The organism is Pseudoalteromonas sp. R3, from assembly GCF_004014715.1.
In the GTDB taxonomy this organism is placed as follows: domain Bacteria; phylum Pseudomonadota; class Gammaproteobacteria; order Enterobacterales; family Alteromonadaceae; genus Pseudoalteromonas.
This window is the reverse complement of the sequence record NZ_CP034835.1, coordinates 3,814,667-3,839,765: the sequence shown is the minus strand read 5'-3', so window position 1 is coordinate 3,839,765 and position 25,099 is coordinate 3,814,667. Positions and strand designations below refer to the sequence as shown.

General features: G+C 48.5%; 22 protein-coding genes and 4 pseudogenes. 11 read left to right on the top strand and 15 right to left on the bottom strand.

Going from position 1 to position 25,099, the window contains the following annotated elements:
- Nucleotides 1–6 precede the first annotated feature (6 nt).
- The 4 genes and pseudogenes from ELR70_RS21925 to ELR70_RS21910 form a co-directional block, all read left to right on the top strand.
- Nucleotides 7–963, top strand: a complete 957-nt coding sequence (locus ELR70_RS21925) for a porin (protein ID WP_054014696.1) — start codon at nt 7–9, stop codon at nt 961–963.
- A gap of 462 nt (nt 964–1,425) precedes the next feature.
- Nucleotides 1,426–2,114: pseudogene (phoB, locus tag ELR70_RS21920) on the top strand (phosphate regulon transcriptional regulator PhoB).
- A gap of 56 nt (nt 2,115–2,170) precedes the next feature.
- Nucleotides 2,171–3,499 (top strand): phosphate regulon sensor histidine kinase PhoR, encoded by a 1,329-nt coding sequence (phoR, locus tag ELR70_RS21915; RefSeq protein ID WP_054014695.1) that lies wholly within the window; start codon nt 2,171–2,173, stop codon nt 3,497–3,499.
- A 165-nt stretch (nt 3,500–3,664) separates the two neighbouring features.
- A pseudogene (locus ELR70_RS21910) lies at nt 3,665–4,101 on the top strand (substrate-binding domain-containing protein); the annotation flags it as partial.
- Between the two features lie 60 nt (nt 4,102–4,161).
- Here the strand turns inward: ELR70_RS21910 and ELR70_RS21905 are convergent.
- The 8 genes from ELR70_RS21905 to sfsA form a co-directional block, all read right to left on the bottom strand.
- On the bottom strand, nt 4,162–4,404 hold the full coding sequence (locus ELR70_RS21905; RefSeq protein WP_054014694.1) for a hypothetical protein: 243 nt from the start codon (nt 4,402–4,404) through the stop codon (nt 4,162–4,164).
- 80 nt (nt 4,405–4,484) lie between these two features.
- The gene (gene panC, locus ELR70_RS21900; protein ID WP_054014693.1) at nt 4,485–5,339 is read right to left on the bottom strand and encodes a pantoate--beta-alanine ligase; all 855 of its coding nucleotides are present in this window, start codon (nt 5,337–5,339) and stop codon (nt 4,485–4,487) included.
- Nucleotides 5,339–6,133, bottom strand: coding sequence for a 3-methyl-2-oxobutanoate hydroxymethyltransferase (panB, locus tag ELR70_RS21895; protein ID WP_054014692.1), 795 nt, complete (start codon nt 6,131–6,133; stop codon nt 5,339–5,341). Before panB ends, panC begins: the two co-directional genes overlap by 1 nt.
- 54 nt (nt 6,134–6,187) lie before the next feature.
- Nucleotides 6,188–6,697 (bottom strand): 2-amino-4-hydroxy-6-hydroxymethyldihydropteridine diphosphokinase, encoded by a 510-nt coding sequence (folK, locus tag ELR70_RS21890; RefSeq protein ID WP_054014691.1) that lies wholly within the window; start codon nt 6,695–6,697, stop codon nt 6,188–6,190.
- Nucleotides 6,694–8,025 carry a polynucleotide adenylyltransferase PcnB gene (gene pcnB / locus ELR70_RS21885; protein WP_082353161.1) on the bottom strand — a complete coding sequence of 444 codons (1,332 nt, stop codon included), beginning with the start codon at nt 8,023–8,025 and terminating at the stop codon, nt 6,694–6,696. Before pcnB ends, folK begins: the two co-directional genes overlap by 4 nt.
- A 301-nt stretch (nt 8,026–8,326) precedes the next feature.
- Complete coding sequence (gluQRS, locus tag ELR70_RS21880) at nt 8,327–9,271, bottom strand: tRNA glutamyl-Q(34) synthetase GluQRS (protein WP_054014690.1); 945 nt, start codon at nt 9,269–9,271, stop codon at nt 8,327–8,329.
- A gap of 18 nt (nt 9,272–9,289) precedes the next feature.
- Complete coding sequence (gene dksA / locus ELR70_RS21875; protein WP_054014689.1) at nt 9,290–9,733, bottom strand: RNA polymerase-binding protein DksA; 444 nt, start codon at nt 9,731–9,733, stop codon at nt 9,290–9,292.
- A gap of 259 nt (nt 9,734–9,992) precedes the next feature.
- Nucleotides 9,993–10,700: a DNA/RNA nuclease SfsA gene (gene sfsA, locus ELR70_RS21870; protein WP_054014688.1), complete on the bottom strand. Its 708-nt coding sequence runs from the start codon at nt 10,698–10,700 to the stop codon at nt 9,993–9,995.
- Between the two features lie 81 nt (nt 10,701–10,781).
- On the opposite strand from sfsA, the gene pepB reads away from it, so the two are divergent.
- A complete protein-coding gene (pepB, locus tag ELR70_RS21865) occupies nt 10,782–12,077 on the top strand; it encodes an aminopeptidase PepB (protein ID WP_054014687.1) in 1,296 nt (431 codons plus the stop codon).
- A gap of 44 nt (nt 12,078–12,121) precedes the next feature.
- Here the strand turns inward: pepB and ELR70_RS21860 are convergent, their stop codons facing one another.
- The 6 genes from ELR70_RS21860 to gpmM all read right to left on the bottom strand — a co-directional run bounded on the left by ELR70_RS21860 (nt 12,122) and on the right by gpmM (nt 17,348).
- The gene (locus tag ELR70_RS21860) at nt 12,122–12,541 is read right to left on the bottom strand and encodes a CBS domain-containing protein (protein ID WP_054014686.1); all 420 of its coding nucleotides are present in this window, start codon (nt 12,539–12,541) and stop codon (nt 12,122–12,124) included.
- Between the two features lie 90 nt (nt 12,542–12,631).
- A complete protein-coding gene (locus ELR70_RS21855; protein WP_200908196.1) occupies nt 12,632–13,366 on the bottom strand; it encodes a divergent polysaccharide deacetylase family protein in 735 nt (244 codons plus the stop codon).
- A 36-nt stretch (nt 13,367–13,402) separates the two neighbouring features.
- Nucleotides 13,403–14,371 (bottom strand): S41 family peptidase, encoded by a 969-nt coding sequence (locus tag ELR70_RS21850; RefSeq protein ID WP_241566394.1) that lies wholly within the window; start codon nt 14,369–14,371, stop codon nt 13,403–13,405.
- A gap of 32 nt (nt 14,372–14,403) precedes the next feature.
- Nucleotides 14,404–14,622 carry a hypothetical protein gene (locus ELR70_RS25590; RefSeq protein WP_241566346.1) on the bottom strand — a complete coding sequence of 73 codons (219 nt, stop codon included), beginning with the start codon at nt 14,620–14,622 and terminating at the stop codon, nt 14,404–14,406.
- A gap of 38 nt (nt 14,623–14,660) precedes the next feature.
- On the bottom strand, nt 14,661–15,800 hold the full coding sequence (locus ELR70_RS21845) for a peptidoglycan DD-metalloendopeptidase family protein (protein WP_054014685.1): 1,140 nt from the start codon (nt 15,798–15,800) through the stop codon (nt 14,661–14,663).
- Nucleotides 15,801–15,803: 3 nt separating this feature from the next.
- Entirely contained in the window at nt 15,804–17,348 is a 1,545-nt protein-coding gene (gene gpmM / locus ELR70_RS21840) for a 2,3-bisphosphoglycerate-independent phosphoglycerate mutase (protein WP_054014684.1), read from the bottom strand.
- A 263-nt stretch (nt 17,349–17,611) separates the two neighbouring features.
- On the opposite strand from gpmM, the gene ELR70_RS21835 reads away from it, so the two are divergent.
- The 4 genes from ELR70_RS21835 (at nt 17,612) to gpsA (ending at nt 19,873) form a co-directional block, all read left to right on the top strand.
- Nucleotides 17,612–18,043: a rhodanese-like domain-containing protein gene (locus ELR70_RS21835; RefSeq protein ID WP_054014683.1), complete on the top strand. Its 432-nt coding sequence runs from the start codon at nt 17,612–17,614 to the stop codon at nt 18,041–18,043.
- Nucleotides 18,044–18,051: 8 nt separating this feature from the next.
- Nucleotides 18,052–18,306: a glutaredoxin 3 gene (grxC, locus tag ELR70_RS21830; RefSeq protein WP_054014682.1), complete on the top strand. Its 255-nt coding sequence runs from the start codon at nt 18,052–18,054 to the stop codon at nt 18,304–18,306.
- Nucleotides 18,307–18,379: 73 nt separating this feature from the next.
- Entirely contained in the window at nt 18,380–18,862 is a 483-nt protein-coding gene (secB, locus tag ELR70_RS21825; RefSeq protein WP_046006181.1) for a protein-export chaperone SecB, read from the top strand.
- 3 nt (nt 18,863–18,865) lie between these two features.
- Entirely contained in the window at nt 18,866–19,873 is a 1,008-nt protein-coding gene (gene gpsA, locus ELR70_RS21820) for an NAD(P)H-dependent glycerol-3-phosphate dehydrogenase (protein ID WP_054014975.1), read from the top strand.
- A 65-nt stretch (nt 19,874–19,938) separates the two neighbouring features.
- Here gpsA and ELR70_RS21815 read toward each other — a convergent pair whose 3' ends face one another.
- The gene (locus ELR70_RS21815; RefSeq protein WP_054014681.1) at nt 19,939–20,895 is read right to left on the bottom strand and encodes a hypothetical protein; all 957 of its coding nucleotides are present in this window, start codon (nt 20,893–20,895) and stop codon (nt 19,939–19,941) included.
- A gap of 302 nt (nt 20,896–21,197) precedes the next feature.
- On the opposite strand from ELR70_RS21815, the pseudogene ELR70_RS21810 reads away from it, so the two are divergent.
- Nucleotides 21,198–24,071 (top strand): annotated as a pseudogene (locus tag ELR70_RS21810) (insulinase family protein).
- Between the two features lie 200 nt (nt 24,072–24,271).
- Nucleotides 24,272–25,091 (top strand): annotated as a pseudogene (gene cysE / locus ELR70_RS21805) (serine O-acetyltransferase).
- The last annotated feature ends 8 nt before the right edge of the window (nt 25,092–25,099 follow it).

The window sequence follows — 25,099 nt, the reverse complement described above, 5'->3', positions numbered from 1 at the left end:
CATAGTATGAAGAAATGCTATATGGCTGCCGTTATCGGCTGCTCGGCGCTAATAGTTTGTGCCCAAACACAAGCTGAAGAACTCAAAGTATACGGACGTGCACATTTGGGTGTGGAAAACAGTGATACAGGCAGTGGATCAGATACTTCTGTAGAAAGCTATGCCTCCAGGATGGGGATCAAAGGGAGTGCGGATATAGACACTGGGATCTCGGCTTTTTACAAGCTGGAGTTCCAGGTCGAGATGTCTGAAAACGACAACGATGGTAAATCAGAAGAGAACATCACGGCACGTTCGCAGTATGTTGGGGTAAAAGGCCGATTTGGGCAGCTCTTGCTGGGTCGGGATGATACGCCAATGAAGAAATCTCAGGGCAAAGTTGACCTGATGAATGATTTCAGTGCGGATATTAAAAGCTTCTTTGTGGGCGAAAATCGCCTCGGGGATACCTTGCAATATACGACACCATCACTCAATCATTTGCAATTCACTGTCAGCTATATTGCAGAAGACAACAGTAAGCAAAATGGCGAAAGCGGACTGTCCATGGCGGCAAGTTACGGCGATAGTAAGTTAAAGAAAACCGCCATCTATGCCAGTGTAGCTCGGGATGAAGAAGTTGCAGGTCAGGACATTACCCGTGTCACGGTTCAGGGCAAAGTGGCTAAGGTTACGTTGGGGGCCAGCTATCAGCAGAGCGAGGCGATTGGTAGTAACGAGACCGTAGACAGTTATATGGCCAGTGCAGCGCTCAAGCTTGATAATGGCTACAAGTTGCTGGCGCAGTACCAAAATTCCGATGGCGCCTCGGGCAAGCTTAAAGATTCCGGTGATGCAGCCTCTATCGGGGTTGAGAAGAGCCTGTCTAAGCAAGCCAGGATGTATTTGTGGTATACCAAGATAGACCTGGACAACAGCTCTGATCAGGATCATATGGCGTTGACGCTGCGTTACGACTTTTAGAGTCTCTTGCTGGCTCTGTATTTAATGAGGCGGAACCAAAAAGCGTTACCAAGCGCCATGTTCTGCTGCGTCTGTGCGTGACACTATGGTCATAATGATAAGGCTGGTACCGGGTCAATGAGCTGTGTTTAGTGGCCTTTATACTGACAAGGTCCCGCCGTAATGTAAACGAACTTAAATGGCCTGTATGTTATGCCTTACGCAACTTTTACAGCGGCAAATTTGTACATGTCGATACGGTTTGTATGAAACAAACCTGCCTAAACAAGCATTTAAATTGTTTATTGTCTGATTTCAAGTGTAATTGCAACGAAACTTACGCTTTTTCAGTGTCATAGCTTTATGAAGGGTTGGCCCTATTTTTTTCCCAATTGTCATCTTTTATCACTTGGTATTTCATAAAACTGTCATACTTAGTCATAATAATGAAACCCACTTCGGTAACGTAAGAGATAAATGGGAATGTCACGTAAAGTACTGGTAGTTGATGACGAAGCGCCGATCAGAGAAATGTTGGTGTTTGTGTTGGAACAAAATGGTTTTCAGGCCATTGAAGCTGAAGACTATGATTCTGCAATTGCAGCTATGGTTGAGCCTTATCCTGATATGGTGTTGTTGGACTGGATGCTGCCAGGGGCAGTGGTATTCAGATCGCCAAAAAGTTTAAACAAAGTGAATACACCAGACAGATTCCTATTATCATGCTAACAGCACGTGGTGAGGAAGAAGATAAGGTCAAAGGATTGGAAGTGGGTGCAGACGACTACGTTACTAAACCTTTCTCTCCGAAAGAACTCATGGCACGGATCAAAGCGGTGATGCGCCGCGTATCGCCAACATCACTGGAAGAAGCCATTGAAGTGCATGGCTTACGCCTTGATCCAATTTCACACCGAGTGACCTCAGCCGGTAACGAGCTGGAAATGGGGCCAACGGAATTCAGATTACTTCACTTCTTTATGACACACCCAGAGCGTGTTTACAGCCGCGAGCAGCTGTTGGATCATGTATGGGGCACTAACGTGTATGTTGAAGATCGTACGGTAGACGTTCACATCCGTCGCCTGCGCAAAGCGATTGCACCACTGGGCCACGATCGCTTGGTACAAACAGTACGTGGTGCGGGTTATCGCTTCTCAAGTAAGCTGTAAAGCATCCGGCGCTATGGTAGGCTAGCCATGGCGCATTCTCTTTAGGATCATTTTGTATGTATAGGGTGATTGATAAACAGGCGTTATTGAAACGCCTGTTTTTGTATTTTCTGCCATTAACCCTGATTGGGATCTTGCTAGGCGCACCGTTTGTCTTACTCTTTATCGGTGCCATGGTACTGTTGATCTGGCATTACCAGCAGCTGTATCGACTGAGTGACTGGTTGATCAATCAGCGCAGCTTTAACCCGCCTGAGGGATCGGGTGCCTGGGAGCAGATCTTTGAAGGGATCTACCAGTTACAACACCGCAATCGCAAAAAGCGCAATGAACTGGCTGAGCTGATCCGACGCTTCCGTGAAGGTGCCGAAGCGGTGCCAGATGCCGTGATAGTGATGCAGCAGGATCTCAGTATTGTCTGGTGTAACCAACTTGCACTTAAAGTACTTGGTCTGCAATGGCCAACGGATCATGGTCAGCGCCTCGATAACCTGATCCGCGATCCTAAGTTCGTAAAATATATGCAGGCCCATGATTTTCATGATCCCCTGGAAATGGAATCCGGGCATGGTGGTGAGCGCGTATTAGAATTTCGGGTTATGCCTTACGCTGAGCAGTTAATGATGGTGGTGCGTGATATCTCCAGGTTGAAACAGCTTGAGCAGATGCGCAAAGACTTTGTTGCCAATGTGTCTCACGAACTGCGTACTCCCCTTACGGTAGTCACCGGATATCTGGAGATGATGGAAGGCGATCAGATGCCGCCTCCGGCAATGTGGAACAAAGCGCATCACACTATGATAGAGCAGTGTAAGCGAATGGATAGTCTGGTTAATCAGCTGCTTTCATTATCTCGTATTGAGGGGCAGCGAAACCAGGACAATGACAAAGCGGTAAATGTGCCAGCTATGCTGACCTTGATTCAGACCGAAGCGAATTCACTGAATCAGGATAAGCATCATGAGATTGAGTTTTGTGTTGATCAGGCATTGGACATCAAAGGGTGTATTGATGAACTACGCAGTGCTTTTTCCAATTTGGTGTTTAATGCAATTCATTACACTAAACCAGGTGGCAAAATCACGGTCAACTGGTATCTCGATGGTGAACGACCACGCTTTTCTGTCATCGATAATGGCGATGGTATTGCGCCTGAGCATATTAACCGACTCACCGAACGATTCTACCGGGTCGATAAGGCACGCAGCCGTAAAACGGGTGGTTCTGGGTTAGGTCTGGCTATCACCAAACACGTCTTGTCTCGCCACGATTCACATCTGGAAATAGACAGTACACTCGGTAAGGGCTCGTGTTTCTCATTTGCCTTCGAAAAAGAAAAACGTATTTTTATGACAAACACTGAAAGTCATAAAAGTGTCATTTGAGAGTAATTTTATTGTCATTTGTTTTCTGCACAATGTGCTCAGAAATTAAATGGGAAGAACATTTGGAGTGACCCCAATGAAATTTAAAAGCTTAGTTGCCGCAATGGGTGTGGCTGTAACAACACTGGTATCTGCTCAAGCTTCTGCACTTGATAAGAATCTACCATCCAGTTATATGGTCGTAACTCAGTATCTGGTACTTACGGTTATTTTAAAAAGAAAGCCCTGTGTAAAGGTGACTTCCGTAACAACGTAAATGAGCAGCCAGGTTCGGCCTCTGTTGTGCAGTCAATCTCTTCATCAGTGAATGCGATTGGTTACTCGGGCATTGGTTATAAGACATCAGGTGTTCGTACGGTACCACTGTCTAAGAAAGGCGATAACTTTGTTGATGCAACTCTGGACAATGTAAATACCCGCTGTCTCGTTTCCTATACCTATACGTGAACAAGCACCCGAACAAGCCGCTTTCTCCAATTGAAGCCGAGTTCCTGAAAATGGTGCTGTCTAAAGAAGGTCAGAAGATCGTAGAGAAAGATGGATATGTACCACTTTCAAGCCAGCTTGCAAGCAAAGAGCTTAAGAAGCTAGGTTTGCTATAAGCATTGCATGGAAAGAAAAAACCGCTCATTGAGCGGTTTTTTTATAACTGTACTTTGGGATTACTTATACAGCGCTTTATTACGCAGCTGCTGAGACAGTTGCTCGGCTTGTGCTTTACACTGATTAAAGGACTCGATGCAACCATCGCTACACACTTGCATAGCCAGAGACTGAGGATTAGCACGTTGCTCACAACTTTGCTCGCATTGATAATTTTGCTGTGCGCACTGATTAAGTTCAGGGGAATTAGTATTGCTACAGCCTGCCAGTAACAAGGCAATTATTGATATCTGTGGTTTCATGAAACAAGTCCTGCAAGAGAGTAATAAAAGTGAGGATCCCAGTTAGGTTCACAAGGTGATACCGGGGATCCTATTCATTGTTATGCTTCAGTTAGGACCTGGATATTGTCGATTAGCCTCACCTGATTCAGGTAAGCAGCAGCCAGGATCACAAACTCACTGTCTTCCAGTGTAGCAGGTTTTAGGCTGTCTCTTTGTGCGATAGAGAAGTAATCAGGCTTCAGGCCAGCCGCTTCAAGAGTCGATTTGGCGGCTTGCTCCAGTGCAGCGAAATCGCGAGCACCTTGTGTCAGTTGCTGAGCTGTGTCATTTAAAGTTTGGTAGAGTATTTTGGCCGTGTCTTTTTCCTGCTCTGACAGGTAGCCATTGCGAGAACTCATCGCTAAACCAGAAATCTCTCTTTGAGTAGGTACTCCGATGATTTCAATGGGCATGGACAAGTCGCGCACCATAGTTTTAATCACCTGAAGCTGTTGATAGTCTTTTTCACCAAAGCAGGCAAAGTCAGGTTGAACCAGATTAAAGAGTTTAGTCACAACTGTGGCTACCCCTCTGAAATGACCGCTGCGGCTGCCGCCGCAATAGCCTTCGGATACACCTGGCACATCGACATAGCTCTGTGTGTCGAGGCCGTTTGGATAGATAGCCTCGACGCTTGGGGTAAAGACGATGTCGGTGTCCAGCTCGGCCAGCCCCTGTTTGTCCTGCGTCAGCGTACGCGGATAGTTATCTAGGTCTTCGTTGGCACCAAATTGCATCGGATTGACGAAAATACTAACCACCACTTTGTCTGCCAGGGTTTTGGCCTTTTCAACCAGTGAAAAATGCCCCTGGTGCAAATTGCCCATAGTCGGCACAAAGGCAATGCTTTGTCCTTGTTGCCGCCAGGCTTTAATTTGGCTACGCAGAGATTTTATTTCTGTAATTGATTGCATTAGTTAAACTCGTGTTCCTGAGAGGGAAATGCACCACTTTTTACATCAGTGCAGAACTTTTCGACCGCTGCTGGCATGTTGCCAGTCTCGGCGAGGAAGTTTTTCGAAAACTTAGGAATATAGCCTGCCGAGATACCGACCAGGTCATGCATCACCAGGATCTGGCCGTCGGTGTCTTTGCCCGCCCCAATACCAATCACTGGGATAGTCAGTGCTTCACTGATACGTTTGGCCAGTGCTGATGGGATACATTCTATGACCAATAACTGTGCACCTGCTTGCTCCAGCGCAATAGCGTCGGCAACCATTTTTTCTGCCTGGGCCTCTTCACGGCCCTGGATCTTGAAACCGCCAAAGACGTTCACCGATTGTGGAGTCAGACCTAAATGACCACACACCGGAATACCTTGTTGCGTCAACAGTCGAATAGAATCAAGTAACCATTCGCCGCCTTCCAGTTTGACCATATTAGCGCCAGAGCGCATTAGCACCGCCGCGTTTTCGCAAGCTTGCGCCGGGTTGGCATAACTCATAAAGGGCATATCGGCCACCACAAACAACTCTTTGCTACCGGCACGAACACAGCGCGTATGGTATGCAATATCCGCTGTGGTCACAGCCAGGGTATCTTCGCCACCTTGCAGCACCATACCCAGAGAATCTCCGACCAGAATAACGTCAACGCCGTTGTCATGGAACAGCTTAGCAAAGCTGGCGTCGTATGCGGTTAGTGCTGTGATTTTGGTTCCTTCACGTTTTTTCTTGGCCAATGTTGAAACGGTTACTTTAGCCATATTTCCCCTTTGTGATCAATTCAAAGCTGGGCGCATCGTGTCGCCCAGGTCTTGCTATGCAATCGATTTAGTCATGCGATATTGGGCGACAGCTGTAAGCCCATTACGTGGCAGTGAAGAGGCAATATTAGCCAGCAACTGTCCATTTGGTAAGGTGAGTTCAGGTGCAATTTCTAACAGTGGAAAGACCACAAACTCACGTTCACACAAGCCATAATGCGGTACGATTAATCGTTGTGTGTCTATCTTTTCATCGTTGTATAGCAGAATATCTAAATCTAATGTACGTGGGCCCCAGCGCTCTGCTTTACGAACCCGGCCATGTTGTAGCTCAATCTTTTGTAGCAGGTCGAGCACTTCTATGGCAGGCAGATCCGTCATCAGTTTGGCAACGGCATTGATATAATCGGGCTGGTCTTGCGGACCCATAGGCTTTGAGGCATAAAAGCTGGATACGCGTGCCAGCGAGAGTGATGAGGATGCATTCAGAGCATCCAGTGCATTGCGTAACTGTGCCTCAGGGGCGTTCAGGTTCGCCCCTAATCCAATATATACGGTGTTCATGATTCTGGGTTTGGTTTTCTACGCGGTTTATTTCTGGGACGACGGCGGCGTCTTTCTGAGCCACCAGAGCGTTGACCCAGCGCTTTCACCATCTCTTTTTGTCCATTGACGTCTTGTTGCAAATAGTCAGTCCACCAGTGTGCCAGCTCCTGCTGCTCGGTTTCGCCACTTTCTACTCGTAAAAGTAAGAAGTCATAACCGGCTTTAAATCTCGGTTGCAGGCTGAGACGGTAAGCGCGCTGACCACCGCGTTTATCGAGACGCTGTTGGATGTGCCAGATATCCCGCGCACCGAGTGTAAAGCGTTTTGGCACGGCAATGTGACGGGCGTTTTCTGCCAGTATCTGACTGATCGCTTGCATAAAGGCGTCATACTCGTTCATGCCCTCAGCTATCAGTGCATTACACCGGTCTCTCAGCGGGAACCATAGCAGTGCAGCATAGATAAAGGCTGGAGTGACTTTTTTATCGGCGTTAATGCGCTCATCCGTATTAGCGAACATTTTTTGGATAAACGTGCTTTCAAACTCGCTGTCTGCATTGTCTAAAATAGCGTCAACGGCCGGGAAAAGTTGTTTAAACAGGCCATACTTTCTGAGCATCAGGAAGTTAGCTTCCGCCTTACCACCTAAAAAGAGCTTCAATGTTTCTTCAAACAAGCGTGCCGGAGGGATATTGCTTAGTAGAGGCGCAAGTTCTTTAATTGGCGCTTCCGTTGGGCCGGCAATGGTCATATCTAGCTTAGTAGCGAAGCGCACGGCACGCAGCATACGTACCGGATCTTCCCGATAGCGGGTTTCAGGGTCGCCGATCAGTTCAATTTTACGCTGCTCAATGGCCGCAATACCGCCCGCAAAGTCACGGATACTAAAGTCGTTAATCGAGTAGTAGAGCGCATTAATCGAAAAATCACGGCGCTGTGCATCTTCTTCAATCGTGCCATAGACATTATCGCGCAGCAGCTGGCCCTGTTCACTAGACTGACTGGTTGGATCCGGGTTGTCTTGTGCCTGGTGGTGTCCACGCATGGTTGCCACTTCTATGATTTCACGGCCAAACACGATATGGGCGAGTCTGAAGCGGCGGCCGATTAGCCGGCAATTACGAAATAGCTTTTTGACTTGCTCAGGTGTCGCATTAGTAACAACATCAAAATCTTTGGGTTCAATGCCTAACAAGATATCACGAATACAACCACCCACCAGATAGGCGTCATAGCCACCATCTTTGAGTCGGTACAAAACTTTGATTGCATTGGGGCTAAATTGTTTGCGCGAGATAGCATGTTCACTGCGTGGTATTAACGCAGGTGTAGCACTACATGTCACGGTTCCTACCGGATCCTTGCCTTTAACTATCTGACGGCAAAGCTTTATAATTTTGGAAATAATAACCACTCTCCTAACGACCCTGAACAATCCAAATTGCGTGCAATAAAGCGTGCATAATGCACCTATATTCACCATACGGCCATAGAACTTGTTTTAGTTTGTATAGTGTAGGCGAATTAACGAGGCCCGCTATCATATACTCAAATGGGGTCAAATTGAAGGAGCGGGGACGTATTCATGATTAAAAATCCGACATTGCATCGACACTAAAGCCAGAAGCGAAATGACGGCACGGGACTCAGGCCGTTAACCCTGTGAAATCATAGTGTCCATTGGTTTGCAGTGAGACCTGAATTTCACGGTGGCGTGGCAAGGTATGCAGTGAAAAATGTTGCACTGCCCAGTGCAAAATATTGCTCACCGAATCACCATGTAACTCAGTGGGAACAGGCAGGCCCAAAAAACCGAGTGCAGCACACAGCGCGGGTTGAGGCTTAGTGTTGTCGATGGCCGGCGCGTGGTTTTGTTTTGACAGCTTAAATCCCGGCTGTGCCACAGCTAAAGACACATGTGCGTACTCTGGTGCCTGGTAGCCAAGCTGTTTAAACAGGCTTATCTGACGGGCTGTTGGTTCAAGTAAGTCGGCACCACGTACGATACGCGTGATTTGTTGCTCAATGTCGTCAACAACCACGACCAACTGATAGGCAAACAGACCATCCCGGCGCTTTACAATGTAGTCTTCCTCGGCCAGTGATGTTGGCAGATTTACTCGCCCCTGCAACAGGTCATCAAATGAGTATACGGGTTGGGTTTGTATTAGCCTGAGGGCATTGCCTTCAGGCGCAATATGGCGGTCCCGACAATGATTGTCATAAAACCCACCACGTTGCTTGAGTGCTTTGCGGGTACAGCTACACGGGTAAGTGAGCCCGGCTTTGTTCAGTTGAGCTAAGATATCTCGATATAACGCATGACGCTGGCTTTGATAGACGACTTCGCCGTCCCAGTGCAAACCATATGCTTCCAGGGTTCTGAGGATTTCATCCGCAGCACCGGTAACAACCCTGGGCGTGTCTATGTCTTCCATTCTTACCAGCCATTGGCCTTGATTAACTTTGGCATCCAGGTAACTGGCAAGGGCGGCTATCAAAGAGCCGAAGTGAAGAGCACCGGAGGGAGAGGGAGCAAATCGACCACGATAGCTCCCAGACAGATAATCGCTATTAAACTGGGGTAGCATAGCTAAGACGAGCGTGTGTTAGCCTCGGCCTTGTTGTTTTTCTTTTATTTCAGCAATTGATTTACAGTCTACACACAGGTCCGCAGTCGGGCGGGCTTCCAGGCGGCGAATGCCAATTTCAATGCCACAAGAATCACAATAACCGAAGTCATCGTCTTCGATCAGTTGTAATGTTTTTTCAATTTTCTTGATTAGCTTGCGTTCACGGTCGCGGGTACGCAGTTCCAATGAGAACTCTTCTTCCTGTGCCGCACGGTCAACTGGATCAGGGAAGTTTGCCGCTTCGTCTTGCATGTGGTTTTTGGTGCGGTCAACTTCGTTACGAAGATCGCTACGCCACGCTTCCAGTAATTTTTTGAAATGCGCACGTTGTGCGTCATTCATATATTCTTCACCCGGCTTTTCCTGATAAGGTTCTAAACCGGCTTGAGCCAACAACCCTAGTTTTTTCTGGTCTGGCATAGCATTCTCCTAAATCCTTAATAAACAACCCCAGCTAACGCCGGCGGCTATAGATAGCAAAATCTTTACCCCTTGGCAAACACTTTTTGCTCGTAAGACCACTCCCGGTTAGAAGGTATGATCGGCATCATAAAACCTCGACTGACGGGGGGCACACTGACATTTGCAGCTATATGGAGGCAAATTTTTCACTTTCAAGCTTAATACTCATTATACTGCACTATTTATGCCGCAAGATCACCGTGGCTATGATGCCTATTCAATTCGCGCTAAAGGGGAGGGCCTCGGTTAGTATGACCTCCCGCGTCGATACTTCGGCCCGGTAGGCGTAAATTTCCACCCCTTGTTGCAAGGCTTCTTCAATCAATGAGGCGTACTTGTTATCAATGTGCGCAGCTGGTTTTACACTATGGATGCCATTGTGCATGACGACAAACAGCAACACAGCACGTTTGCCTTGCTGTCGCATCTGGATCAGTTCTCGCAGATGCTTTTGCCCCCGCACAGTTTGAGCATCGGGAAAATAGCCCTGATCATTTTCCAGTAAAGTCACTGATTTTACTTCAATATAGCAGTCAGGCTTGTTGTCATCCTGGAGTAGGATGTCAATGCGGCTGTTTTCTGTGCCGTATTTTACTTCGCTGCGTTGTGTCTGGTACCCCGTTAATTCCGGAACCCTATCACGTTCTAGGGCTTCAATGGCGACCTTGTTGGCCATTGTTGTATTAACACAGATCAGTGCGCCGTCTTGGTTGGCCGTCAATTCCAGTGAGTGAGGATATTTACGTTTCGGGTTATCACTGGTTGAGTAATAAGCACTGAAGCCGGGATCGGCGCAGCCGGTCATTTTACCAGTGTTTGCACAGTGAACGGTAAATACCTGCTGTGTGTCGTCTTGTAAGTCTACCAAAAAGCGCTTGTAGCGTTTAAGCAGAGTGGCTTTGGCCAGTGGGGCGTGAAACTTCATAGATTAATCGTATTCGTTTGGGGCATTTTGCCCGCTAGTGTACACTGCAAGTTACTAATAAGCGCAAGAGTGAAATCATATATGGCTGACAAATTTATTGTTCGACTGACGGATCAGGCCCCGGCTGCACATTGGGGTGGCAATGCGACTTTATCGTACGATCAGAACGGTGCGCTGGTGCACCTGAGCGAACACGAAACACTGAAGACTATTCAAAAAGCGGGCCGCAGCGTGGCACAGCAAGGGATCCAAGCAGTTGAATTACAGGGGGATGCCTGGTGCACTGAATCTCAGTGGGCATTTTATCAGGGCTTTGTAAGCCCGAAACAACTAGATGGGGTGACCTTCTGTGACAACGCACAGTCAGACCTGGCTGAGCTGCAGGCGCTGAAAACTGCCGCTATCTGGACCCGTCAGATGATTAATGGCACGGCTGAAGATATTTATCCTGAAAGCCTGGCGGGTAAAGCGGCCGAGTTCATTCAGTCTCTAGCGCCTGAACATGTGAGCTATCAAATTATTAAGGGCAACGCGCTACTTGAGCATCAGTGGATTGGGATCCATGAAGTGGGTCGCGGTAGCGAGCGTCCACCTGTGTTACTGGAACTGGACTTTAATCCTACAGGTAACGAAGACGCACCAGTTGCCGCGGCACTGGTAGGTAAAGGGATCACCTTTGACTCGGGCGGTTACTCGATTAAGCCCAGTGAGGGTATGCTGACCATGAAGTGCGACATGGGTGGTGCTGCGACAGTGACCGCAGGTCTGGCAATTGCTATTCAGCGTGGGATCGACAAGCGTATCAAATTGTTCCTGTGTTGTGCTGAAAACTTGATTTCAGGCCATGCGTACAAGCTGGGTGATATTCTGACTTATAAAAATGGCACCACAGTTGAAATCGTCAACACTGACGCAGAGGGACGTCTGGTCCTGGCTGATGGCCTGATGGCTGCTGGCGAAACAGGCGCACCTTTGATCATTGATGCAGCAACACTGACAGGTGCGGCGCTGGTTGCGGTCGGCCAAGAGTACAATGCATTATTTGGCCTGGACAAAGAACTGGTCAATGATGTACAGCAGTTTGCTCAGGAAGAGTTTGAGGCGGCCTGGCCGTTACCACTGGAAAAGTGGCATCAGAATAACTGTCCATCGGCGTATGCAGACACGGCCAACAGCCGCGCGCAAAAAGGCGGTGGTTTTGGTGGCGCCTCTAATGCCGCGGGCTTCCTGTCTCGGTTTGTGCCAAATGAAGGACAGGGCTGGGTGCACATCGACCTGGCAGCGTCATTCCAGAATAATGCCGGCTCACAGTGGGCATCAGGCGCTACAACATTAGGCATGCGTACGGTTGCACGTACCCTGCAAGCGAAAGCCTGATAGCCAGGTTAAGTAGTAGAAAAAGCCCCGTCACGGGGCTTTTTTTATGACAGTAAGGCGGCGGCCAGGCGGACAAAGTCTGACGAGGTCAGAATACCCAGTAGTTTGCCGTTGTCATCCGTCACAGGCATACAGCCATGGCGGTTATCGACAAAAAAACGTACCACTTCTTGCAGACTCTGTTGCGGCTGTACACTGGCAAAGTCGGTAGCCATGACTTCTGCAACCTGCTGTTGCTTTTCTTTGCGCTCCAGTGCGTTGGTGCCATAGGTGGCAATGATCCCCATGACTTTTGCGATCATGATCTTCTGTGTCAGCATACCAACCAGCATGCCATCGTCGTCTATTACAGGGATATGGCGAATGTTCTTTTCGCGCATCAGGTTGTGCGCATCGTTGAGTGTATTGGTTTTACTGACGGCCAGTGGGTCGGGGGTCATTAAATCGGCTACTGTGGTTAACATAAGCACTTCCTTAAGCGAACATAATATCTTGCTTAAGTCTAGCCGACACTGAGTGTCCGTGAATGGTGCCAGATCAATTTTGGCTGATTTTTATTCTGAGGTTTGGGCTGAGTGTTGCACGGCAGCCAGTTGAATGTACTTGTGTTCAACCAGTTGTGACAGCGGAACCAGTTCAATGCCTTCGGTTGCCAGCTCGCCCAATGCTGTGGCAAGAAATACCCGGGTTTGAGGGTAAGGGTGGGCAATGCCGATAGCGTACCCCTGCTGGTGGGCTAACGCTTTGAGCTGATCAAACTGCCTGCGCAACGCATCTGGATGTGTTTGATTGTCTAAAAAGACATGACGGGCGACATTGGCCACGCCATATAAGTTTGCCACATGCTGGGCCTGGCTTAGTTCCGTGGTACGGCTATCAAGAAAGTACAGGCCTCGTTTTTTCAGCAGCTCCATGGTCCATTTCATAGGCTCAACATACTGAGTTAATGCTGACCCCATATGATTATTAACTCCTTTGACCTGGGGTAAGGTTGCCAGCGCATGGCCCAGTGTGGTTTGCAGTTGCCATTTACGCATATCCAGGGTCAGGGCACCAGGCCCAAGGGCCTTGTCTTCTATAGCCTGCATAGGGATGTGGAGCAACAGTTCACGGCGCTTGTGGCTGGCCTGATAAGCAAAGCGTTGTGAAAATGGGGTATGTGGTAAAATGGCGTAACTCAATTGGCCGGGCAAATCCAGCAGTTCTAAATCACGTTCGTGGTATCCGATGTCATCAATGACGATGGCAACCTGGTTGCCATAGCTTGGTGCTGCGCAGAGAAAAAGCACCAGAAAGCATAATGTAAGTAAGCGCACTATCCTGAATTATTGTTGTAAATTATGGTTTTGTAATAGTTGTTCCGCTTCTTGCCAATGTTTATCAAGGTTGGCAATAAAGGTCTGTCTGACCTTTTTTTCACCAGCCATTATAGCGTCTTTGTCGAGTTCTAAAAGTACTTGTTTACTAAAAATGACATCAGGCTGGATCCCTGTACCTTCGATAGACTGCCCCGAAGGGGTAAAATAGCGTGCTGTAGTCAGTTTCAGTGCTGTGGTGCCGTTACCTATGGGAATAAGCGATTGCACAGAGCCTTTGCCGTAGGAGCGGTTACCCAGTATGAGCGCCCGACTATTGTCTTGCAGTGCTCCCGCGAGTATCTCAGCCGCCGATGCTGACTGCTCATTGATAAGCACCAACATGGGAGCGCCGTTGAGTATATCGCCCTGGGCTGCAAAAAATCGTTGGTTTGCATCGTAAAAACGCCCCCGGGTACTGACAATGGTGCCACTTTGCAAAAACAGATCGGAAATGGCAACAGCGCTGTTCAATGTGCCGCCAGGGTTGTCTCTTAAGTCGACAATCAGTCCTTTGAGCGGCTCACCCAGATGACTGTTGAGCATACTGATATGTCGGGCAAAATCATGATAACTATGATTGTTAAAGCTACTTAGCAGGATATAGCCGATGCCACCGGGCAGCAACTGACTGGATACACTACGCAGTGTGATTTCCTGTCGTCTAAGGGCCAGTGTGACTTCTGCATTGGCGCGCTTTACGGTGAGCTGAATCGTTGAGAATTTTGCTTCACGCAGTAATTTTGAGACTTCAGCAATAGACTTTCTTTTTACATCATGCGTATTGATGGCCAGCAGCTTGTCACCGCCTTCAATACCAGCGGCCTCTGCAGGTGAGCCGGGCAGGGTATCCACAATCACAACGCCATCTTCAACTTCCTCTACTTCAATTCCGAGGCCGGTATAGCGACCATTTGCGGCACTGAATAGGGCTTCCAGTTCATGTTCATCGAGGTACTTTGAATAGTCATCTAGCTGGGTGAGTAGCTCGCCAAAATTGTCTTTTTAACATGACTGAGTGGCAAGTCTTCAACATAATAGGTATGGATATGATACAGGATTTCATCAATTTGCTCGCTGGAGAGCTGTCTGGCGCTGAGCGGCGTGCACAATAAACTGAGCATCAGGCCAAGTGCAAACAGCCATTGCCATACGAGGTTTTTATTTGGTTGAACACATGGAGTCATCATATGCTGCTCCTCACTGGGGGGCAGCATCGGTTAGTCAGTTAACTGGATCTGCACCATTTTACTGGATCAACAGCGCTTCCCTTATGCCGTATTTCGAAGTATAGACCAGGATCGGTTTGTCCGCCGCTTTGCCCTACAAGAGCGATGGGCTCACCCGGCATGACCTGATCGCCAACATCTTTAAGCAGGGTTTGGGCATGGCCATACAGGCTCATAAAGCCTTCCCCGTGATCTAATACGATGACCCAGCCGAAACCGTTCAACCAATCGGCATAGACCACCTGACCCGGTGCCACGCTAGTAACGGGATCGCCATTGCTGCCGCGGATCACTACGCCTTTCCAGTTCATACCAACGTGTTTACGCTGGCCAAAACGATGCTTTAAGCGCCCGTTCAGCGGCCAGGCCAGTTTGCCTTTTAAGCGTTGTAGCCCTTGTAGCTGCGCCACATATTGCTCTGGTCTGGCAGCCTGCTCGGAGGCCAGGGCTTCCAGGGTTGTAATGAGGGTTTGTTCATTCTCTTCGAGGTAGGCGATTGCCGCCTTTGCCTGGTTGAGCTTATCGTTGAGTTTTGACAGGTGGGTTCTGCGGGCGTTTTGTGCCAACAATAACTCGTCCTGACGCGCTTTTTGTTGACCTTGTAAAGCTTGCAGTTGTTTCTTTTTACGTTCCAGCTGAGCGCTGTTTTGGGCCAGTTTCTCAAAAACTGACTTAAGCGCTTCGAGCTGAGCAATGCGGGCCTGATTAAAGTAGTCGTAGTAACTGATAGTGCGTTCAAGGGCCGCGGCATGTTGTTGGTTCAGCAGCATTTTGGAATAATCGTGACTGCCAGTCACATACGCACTTTTAAGCTGGGCTGCCAGCAGTCGCTGGAGGCGCTTTTTTTGTTGTTCTAGTTGCTCAGCCTCGCGTTGCAGTGTGTACTGCTGCTGCTTATTTTCGCTGACCCCTTGTTCTGTCAATGCCAGTGCTTTGGCACTTTTGGCTATTTCCAGTTCAAAAGATTGTAAGGTGCTCTGCAGAGCGCGAAAGCTGGCCTGTTGTTGCTGATACGCGGCCTGACTCTTTTTTAGCTCGGCCTGCACCGCGGCCAGGTCGGCTTTGGTGCGGGTTTCGTTCGCCTGCCCGCTCAGGGGCAGGAGTAAACAGACCGAAAGTACAGCAAGCGTACGACGCATAGATTACTTCAGCCGCATGACAGGTGAACCTGTCATTTCCTCAGGCTGAGGCATGCCCAACAGGTGCAACATAGTTGGTGCTACATCGCTCAGTGTTTTGCCTGTTTGTGGTTCTGCATCACGACCAATATAGATAAATGGTACAGGCTCACTGGTGTGTGCGGTGTGGGCCTGACCGGTTTTGCTGTTTACCATTTGCTCTGCGTTACCGTGGTCAGCCGTAATGAGTGCCTCACCGCCAGTTTCCTCAAGAGCTGCAACAACGCGGCCGATACAGGCATCAACAGCTTCACAGGCTTTCACGGCGGCTGCAAAGACACCTGAGTGGCCGACCATATCACCATTTGGGTAGTTACAGATAATCACGTCGTGCTCGCCACTGTGAATCGCTTCCACCAGTTTGTCAGTTAACAGGGCAGAGTTCATTTCCGGTTGCAGGTCGTAGGTGGCCACTTGAGGTGATGGAATTAACTCCCGCTTCTCACCATCAAACAGGTCCTCACGGCCGCCACTAAAGAAAAAGGTGACGTGCGCGTATTTTTCAGTCTCCGAAATACGCAGCTGAGTTTTGCCATGCTTAGCCAGCCACTCGCCCAGCACATTGTTGAGCTTTTGGGGCGCAAAGGCGATGGGTGCTTGAATGTCGGCAGCGTATTCTGTCATCATCACAAACCCGCTCAGTGCAGGGGCCTTTTTCTTCTCGAAGCCAGTAAAATTGGCATCTACAAAGGCACGAGTCATCTGGCGGGCGCGATCGGCACGGAAGTTGAGGAAAATCAGCGTATCGCCATCGTTAATGGCCGCTGCTTCTTGATCTTGAGAGGCAATGACCGTTGCTTTGACGAACTCATCGTTTTCGTCGCGCTCATATGCTGCGTTCAGGGCAGTCACACCATCGGTAAAACGGTATTCAGCTTCGCCACACACCATCAGGTTATAAGCGGCTTCAACACGTTCCCAGCGGTTATCACGGTCCATGGCGTAGTAACGGCCTACGATCGAAGCCAGGCGGCCACAGCCCAATTTTGTAAATAGCGCTTCAATACGTTCAATCGATGCCTGTGCGCTGCGTGGTGGCGTATCACGACCATCGAGGAAAGCATGGAAGTAAACAGCTTTAGCACCACGTTTAGCTGCAAGTGTAATGGCCGCAACAATATGATCTTCGTGACTGTGCACACCACCTGGACTTAATAGGCCCATCAGGTGTACAGCTTTACCAGCAGCAACCGCTTTGTCGATGTTCTCAAGCAGTGCCGGGTTGTGCTCAAACTCGCCATCATCTATGGCTTTGGTTATACGCGTAAAGTCCTGATAGACAATACGACCGGCGCCCAGGTTGACGTGACCGACTTCAGAGTTACCCATCTGCCCGTCCGGTAGTCCCACATCCAGACCTGAACCTGAGATCAGCGTACGTGGACGCGTTTGCCATAGCTCATCCAAAACGGGGGTGTTAGCCGCCAGAATTGCATTGCTCTCGGCGTCTTCGCGGTATCCCCAGCCATCGAGGATCATTAATACCAGAGGTTTTTTCTTTGCAGTCATTTGGGCTCCTGAAACGTGCACGAAATCTGGCCATAGGATACCTTGTTTTATATTAATATTCAGCCCTCTGGGCGTGATTTATCCTCAACCACTTTAAAATTCATATAAGTAACAATCCCAAGTTGAACCCTGCTGATGAGCTCTGGAAGCCGTTAACCAGTTACTGCTCTCAAAGTTAGGCATTATGTCACAGATGTTTGTACCAGCGCCCGTAAGAAAGTATACTCGCGAGCAATTTCATTTTCCTGGTTGGTAAAGACAATATGGAACAATACATCGAGTTTTTAGGTAGAAACCCCATTCTCAGCATTATCTGGCTGGTTTTGGCGGCTATGTTGGTCTCAAGCTGGTTGAAAGGCATGTTTTCCAAGATCCGTCAGATTAATCCTCAGCAGCTTACTATTTTGGTAAACCGTCAGGATGGCCAGGTATTTGATATGCGTGCGGTGAAAGAGTTCAATGGTTCACGTATCGCTGGTAGCGAGCATATGAATGTGGAAAAAGCCAAACAAAATGATTTCGCAGGACTTGAAAAGTTCAAAACTAAGCCCATTATACTGGTGTGTAACACTGGCATGACCGCATCTGGCATTGCCAGCAATATGTACAAAGCTGGCTTTGAGCAAGTGTACGTGTTGTCGGGTGGATTTGGTGCCTGGCAAACTGCTGGCCTGCCAACAGCCTCGGGTAAATAGGAGTAAACATGAGCCAAGTTGTTATTTATACAAAGGATTACTGTCCTTACTGTCATCGCGCAAAAGCGTTGCTGGACAGCAAAGGTGTCACATATACCGAGTATGATATCGGCGCGCAACCCGAGCTGCGTGAAGAGATGATCAGTAAAGCAAATGGTGGCCATACGGTGCCACAGATCTTCATTAAAGAGCAGCACATTGGCGGCTGCGATGACATGATGGCGCTTGAATCTCAAGGTAAGCTGGACGCCTTACTGAGTTAAAATTTATTGCACCCAGGTTACGGGCCCGAGGTGCTACCCCACTTAAAATAAAGACGAACAATTAGGAAGAACAATGACAGAGCAAAACAACGCAGCTGCTGCAGAAGAACAACAAGGTCCACAATTTAACATTCAGCGTATCTACACCAAAGATGTGTCTTTTGAAACGCCAAACTCTCCGGCTATTTTCCAAAAAGAGTGGACGCCTGAAGTGAAGCTGGACATGGATACGCGTTCTGCCAAGCTGGACGAAGGTGTATACGAAGTTGTTTTGGCACTGACTGTAACTGCGTCATTGGGCGAAGAGACCGCATTCCTGTGTGAAATCCAGCAAGCGGGTATCTTCTCAATCGGTGAACTGGAAGAGCTGCAAATGGCACACATGTTAGGTGCATTCTGCCCGAACATTCTGTTCCCGTACGCGCGCGAGGCGGTTGCAAGCCTGGTTAACCGTGGTACTTTCCCACAACTAAACCTGGCGCCAGTTAACTTTGACGCGCTATTTGCTCAGTACATGCAGCAACGTGCCGCGCAAGAGCAACCTGCTGACGCATAAATGATGAATACAGCACTATCAGCTGTGACCGTATTAGGGGCGGGGTCGTATGGCACCGCCCTTGCTATTTGTTTTGCCCGCAACGGTCACCAGGTTACTCTGTGGGGACGTGACAGCACTGCTATCGAGCAGTTAGCCGACTCGCGTCAGAATGCCCGTTATTTACCGGATATTGACTTCCCTGAGTCACTGCAACTGGAAGCCGACCTGACTCAAGCCGTTCAGGCCAGTCAATTGGTTTTAGTGGTAGTACCCAGCCATGCGTTTGCGCAAACGCTGGAAGCGATTAAGCCGCATTTGTTGCCGGGTGCGAAGGTCGCCTGGGCAACGAAAGGATTGGAGCCGGATACCGGCCGATTGCTTCAGGATGTGGCATTGGATGTACTCGGTGAAGAGGTTCCTCTGGCTGTATTGTCTGGACCGACTTTTGCAAAAGAAATGGCCGCAGGGTTACCGACTGCTATTTCAGTGTCGTCGCGTTGCGAAGCGTTTCGCGGTGAACTGGCTAAGTTGCTGCATTGTGGTCGTTCGTTCCGGGTGTACAGCAATGATGACTTTATCGGTATTCAGCTTGGTGGTGCGGTGAAAAATGTGATTGCCATCGGTGCAGGTATGTCTGATGGCTTTGGTTTTGGTGCTAATGCCAGGACTGCATTGATCACCCGTGGGTTAGCTGAGTTATGCCGACTCGGATTGTCTCTTGGCGCACGTTCGGAAACCTTTATGGGTATGGCCGGGCTGGGCGATTTGATTCTGACCTGCACCGATAACCAATCGCGCAACCGGCGTTTTGGTCTGGCGCTGGGCCAGGGGAAAAACGTCGAAGAGGCGATGCAGAGCATCGGTCAGGTGGTGGAAGGGTACCGCAATACTAAAGAAGTATACCTGCTGGCAAAGCGCACAGGCATCGAAATGCCGATCACGGAGCAGATCTATCAGGTGCTGTATCAACAAAAAGACGTCAAAGAAGCAGCCATGGCGCTGCTTGGCAGAGAGCAGAAGTCGGAGTAATCAGGCGTCTGATAATAAAAAAACCGAGCCCGTGAGCTCGGTTTTTTTATGTCTTTGTGAATCGCTCAAGCGATCTGTTTTTCTGCCAGCGTCAGCTCCATAGTGGCTTTGAGCAAACGGTACAGATTGATCGATGCATCGATTTCTTCTTTGCGGTTAGTCAGACTTTCTATGTTCAGTCCCAGCGGGACATCCAGTTGGGCACAGCTACGCAGAATAGAATCCAGATTTTCACGACAAATGCGGATCGATTCACTCAGGGTATTGTCTGCATCCAGCATCCGCCACTTGGTCGCTTCAGGTACTGAGATCCCAAGCCATTCCATAAATTGCAGCGTCTTCTCACCACCACATGGGGTAAAAGTCAGGATCAGTCGCTTGGGCTCAATGCCTTGCTGTTTGCAGGTACGGGCATAGCTGGTGATCAGATCAATGGTCGCCTGAGCATTATAAACAGCCTGAGAAATAAAGAACTCACAGCCCTGAGCGGTTTTTTCAATCAAACGTTCATGCTCATTGCGTTTTGAAGCATGACGCTCTGCAATGGTTACACCGCCTAAAAAAAAGTCTGTCTCATGTGCAGCCAGGGCCTGATAAGCGTCCGGCAGTGGCAAGTTAATTTTACCTTGTGATGAAGGAGAGCCAACCAGAACCAGGTTGTTCAGGCCAAATTCCTGTTTGGTGTTGCTAAGCCACTGATTAAATTCGTTACTGTCTCGTTGTGCCACACTTTTGTAGGTGATCACGTCCAGTTGCGACAATGACTTCACCAGGCGGCTGTATTCGCACGGGTCGACGGTTTCCTTAAACGGAAAAGGGCGTGGTACAGCGGTGCGGCTGCTTTCGTCCTGAATGTCGTAAACGATTACACCGTCGTATTCAATTTCATGCAGGCGATCCAGCAGCTTAGTTGCAATACGTTTAACCTTTTCCTGCTCCGTACCAGATTTGGGCGGAGTCGTACCAATCAAATATACCCCTTGGTTCGGGTCTAAGATTTTCTCTTGTAGTGATAACGCCATGGTCTAGATTCCGGCAAAAATTCAGCTTATAGGATCTAATATAGCAGCCATTTAGACGTCTAGATAGATTTTTTTCTTGAAACAAATTCAATGCTGATGAATTTCTCTCATGGTGTTTTCTCCATGTTTGAGCAAGCTGTTGTTTGCTAGTCGGTTTATTCAGCGCTGTCTAGTTCATATTTCTTTACATAATTTAGGCGAGTAAAGATGAATTAAGGTGGGATTGCGGCATAATTGGGAACTACGAGTCCCAATAAGAGTGGGACCAAGAATAAAAATTGATACAAAATTAAGGGAAGCATATGAAATTTAAACTACTGGCGACGAGCCTGGCTGTGTCACTGGCTCTTGCGGGCTGCACCGCAACACAACAATCGGCTCAGCAAGCGTCAACCAGCATTGAGGCGCAGGCCAGCAATAAAGTGTTTGCACAGGACTATGTGCTTGAAGAGCTGGATAATGGCTTACGTGTGATGGTAGTGAAAACCGACTATCCAGATGTTGTGTCACTGCAAATTCCAGTCTCTGTTGGCTCACGTAACGAAGTTGAATCAGGCAGAACCGGATTTGCTCACTTCTTTGAGCATATGATGTTTAAAGGCTCTGAGAAGTTTCCACAGGACGTCTACGCAGACATTCTGAAGAACTCCGGAGTGGATAACCGTGCTTATACTACGAATGACTACACCAACTATCATTTGAACTTCTCAAAAGAGCACCTGGATAAGGTCCTAGAGATCAAAGCGGATATTTTTCAAAACCTAAGCTATAGTGAGTCACAGTTCCGTACCGAAGCGCTGACAGTCAAAGGCGAATATTTGAAGAACAACGCCAGCCCGATCCGTAAGTTGTTAAGTGCGGTGCGTAAAGAAGCATTTGATAAGCACACCTACAAGCATACTACCATGGGCTTTTTCGAAGATATTGAAGCGATGCCGGATCAAATGGAATATGGTCAGATCTTTTTTGAGCGTTTCTATAAGCCTGAATACGTGTCTATCGTGATTGTGGGGGATGTAGATCCGCAGGAAACCATGGCAATGGTTAAAAAGCACTGGGGTGGCTGGCAGCGTGGTAACTATGTTGCCGATATTCCGGTGGAGCCGAAGCAGCAACAAGCCAGATATGTGCATGAACACTATGACGGTTTGCCAGGCCACTGGTTACTGGTTTCTTATAAAGGAGCAGCCTGGGAACCGGCAAAGAAAGACCGTGCTGCATTGGATCTGCTCTCACAACTTTACTTCTCTGAAAACTCAGAGCTATATCAGGAGCTGGTAGTCGACAAGCAAATTGCCAGCCAGATGTTCACTTATAACCCGGAGACCAAAGATCCGGGTCTGCTTCATGTGTTTGTAAAGGTCAATGAAGAAAGTGACTTAGCTGTGGTACGCGATGCTATCAATCGCACTTATGCTAATGCGCGCACTGAGCTGGTTGACAGCGATAAGCTGGCTGCACTGAAGTCGAACCGCAAATATAGTTTTGCCAACGGCTTGGATTCGTCGCAGGCAATTGCCAGCATGTTGGCGGAGTATATGCATTTCGAGCGCAACCCTGAAGTCATCAACACCTTGTATGCGACCAGTGATTCCATCACGGCTGAAGACATTCGCGATGTTGCCAACCGTTATTTTGTTGACAGTGGCCGCACCACAGTGACTATGTCGGCATTGACTAAAGTCGCTGGGTTTGACAAAGAAGTTAAACTGGATGCCTTAGTGTCGCAGCAAAGCCAACCAAAAGAGCAGAAGTTCACCGTACTAGACAAAACCAATGCTTCTCCTTTGGTTGATGTGAACTTGCTGTTCTATACGGGGGCAGCTGCGGATCCTAAGGGTAAAAAAGGTGTGGCTGCCCTGACTGCAGCGATGATTGCCAATGGTGGTTCACAAGGCAAGTCATACAAAGAAATTCAAAAAGCGCTATACCCTATTGCAGGTAGCTTTGATTATCAAATTGACAAAGAAATGCTGTCACTGCGTGGCCGGGTACACAAAGACAATGCTGCACAATGGTATGCCTTGATCAGTGAACAGTTACTCAATCCAGGCTTTAGAGAAGATGACTTTAAACGTCTGAAAAAAGAGTTGATAGACAACATCAAAGCGGGTCTTAAAGCATCAAATGATGAAGAGCTGGGCAAAGAGGTGCTGTATCATAAATTGTATCCAGGGCCATCCATACGAGAGTTACAATTTGGGCGATTTGTCCGATCTGGAAGCCCTGACTCTGGATGATGTGAAAGCTTTCTACCACAGCCAGTTTACTCAGGCAAAACTGAACGGGGGATCACCGGTGCGCTGGATGAGCAACTTAAAGCACGTATGCTCACTGATCTGGCTAAGCTGCCCAAAGGGGAGGAGTCTCGGCTGACGATCCCGGATGCGCCAGCATTAGAGGGTCGACATGCTACTATCGTTGAGAAGAGCGCGAAATCGACTGCGGTATCGTTTGGTTTCCCAATAGAGACCATCCGCAGCAGCAAAGACTGGACAGCCTTGTGGCTGGTACGCTCTTACTTCGGTGAGCACCGTAATTCAAACGCTTACCTGTTCCAGCGTATTCGTCAGGTACGAGGCATGAACTATGGTGATTATGCTTACATTGAGTATTTCCCGCGCGGTATGTTCCAAAACTAAACCGGATGCCAACCTGGCCGCTCTGAGCAAATTTTCCAGGTGTGGTTACGTCCGCTGCGTTCTAATAACGACGCGCACTTTGCCACTCGTGTTGCTCAGTTTGAGTTAGACAAGCTGATTAAAGAAGGCATGACGAGAGCGATTTCTCTGCTACCCGTAACTTCCTGAGTAACTTTGTGCCTCAGATGGTTGCCAGTCAGGATCGTCAGCTAGGTTATGCGCTGGACAGCCAGTTCTACAATACCGATGAATTTGTGAGCTATGTTCGCGAGCAACTCGCTTCACTGACCGTAGAAGATGTGAATCGAGTGATCCGTGAAAACCTGCAAAGTGACAACATTCACTATGTGTTTGTGACGGGTGATGCGGCTGACATGAAAGCGCGCCTGGTGGATCAGAGTGAGTCACCGATGCATTACAATGCGCAAAAAACCACAAGCACTTATCGATGAAGATAAGCAAATTGCCAACTACAAACTGGCAATCCCGGCTGCTAACATCGAGGTGATGAACGCAGAAGCGATCTTTAAGTAACGCCCCACCAGAGCCCTCTGTCGGGCTCTGAGTTTGCCAGGCGGATCTGGTATCCGCCTGGTTTCCCATCCTCTGTTCGCAATTTCGGGTTATAATTAATAACAAATTGATGCAAGAAGCATTTGACTATCGCTGCTAATTTAACGCGTTGCAGGGTAAGATAGGCAAAGGCCTTGGAATTATTGAAAATAGTGCAGTTTATGAGACACGAGATCTGGCAAAAGCTTCGTCAAGAAGCCACCGAATTAGTTGACCGCGAGCCGCTGCTCGCCAGCCATGTTTATTCAAGTATTTTAAATCATGAATGTCTGGGTGCGGCATTGAGCTTTATTGTGGCAAACAAGCTGGCAGATGCCGTAGTGTCTGCATTCACCATTCGTGAACTATTTGATCAGGCCTTTGTGGATTGTGACCGTATGTTGACCCATGTGGCACATGATAAAAGCGGTTAAAGATCGTGACCCGGCTGCCGATAGCTATCTTAACGTTATTTCAAACCTTAAGGGCTTTCATGCAATACAAGCACACCGACTCGCTCATTGCTTATGGCGACAAGACAGAAAAGAGCTCGCGCGTTTTATCCAGAGCCGTACATCCGAAGTATTTGGTGTTGATATCCATCCTGCTTGTAAAGTCGGCCATGGCATTATGTTTGACCATGCGACTGGTATAGTCATAGGTGAAACTGCAGTAATAGAGAATAACGTCTCTATTTTGCAATCGGTCACCTTAGGGGGAACCGGTAATGAACAAGGCGATCGTCACCCCAAAATACGCGCAGGTGTATTGATCGGCGCGGGTGCGAAAGTACTGGGCAACATTGAAGTGGGTGAAGGCGCGCGAATCGGTGCAGGCTCGGTAGTATTGAAAGCAGTAGATCCACACACCACTGTGGTGGGTGTGCCCGCGAAAGTAGTTGGTAAACCCCCTTGTGCTTGCCCCGCAGAATCTATGGATCAGAACTTTCTGGATGAAGATCTGATAGCCCGCAACGAATCACATACCAGTGCGATGCTCTAGCATCTGAC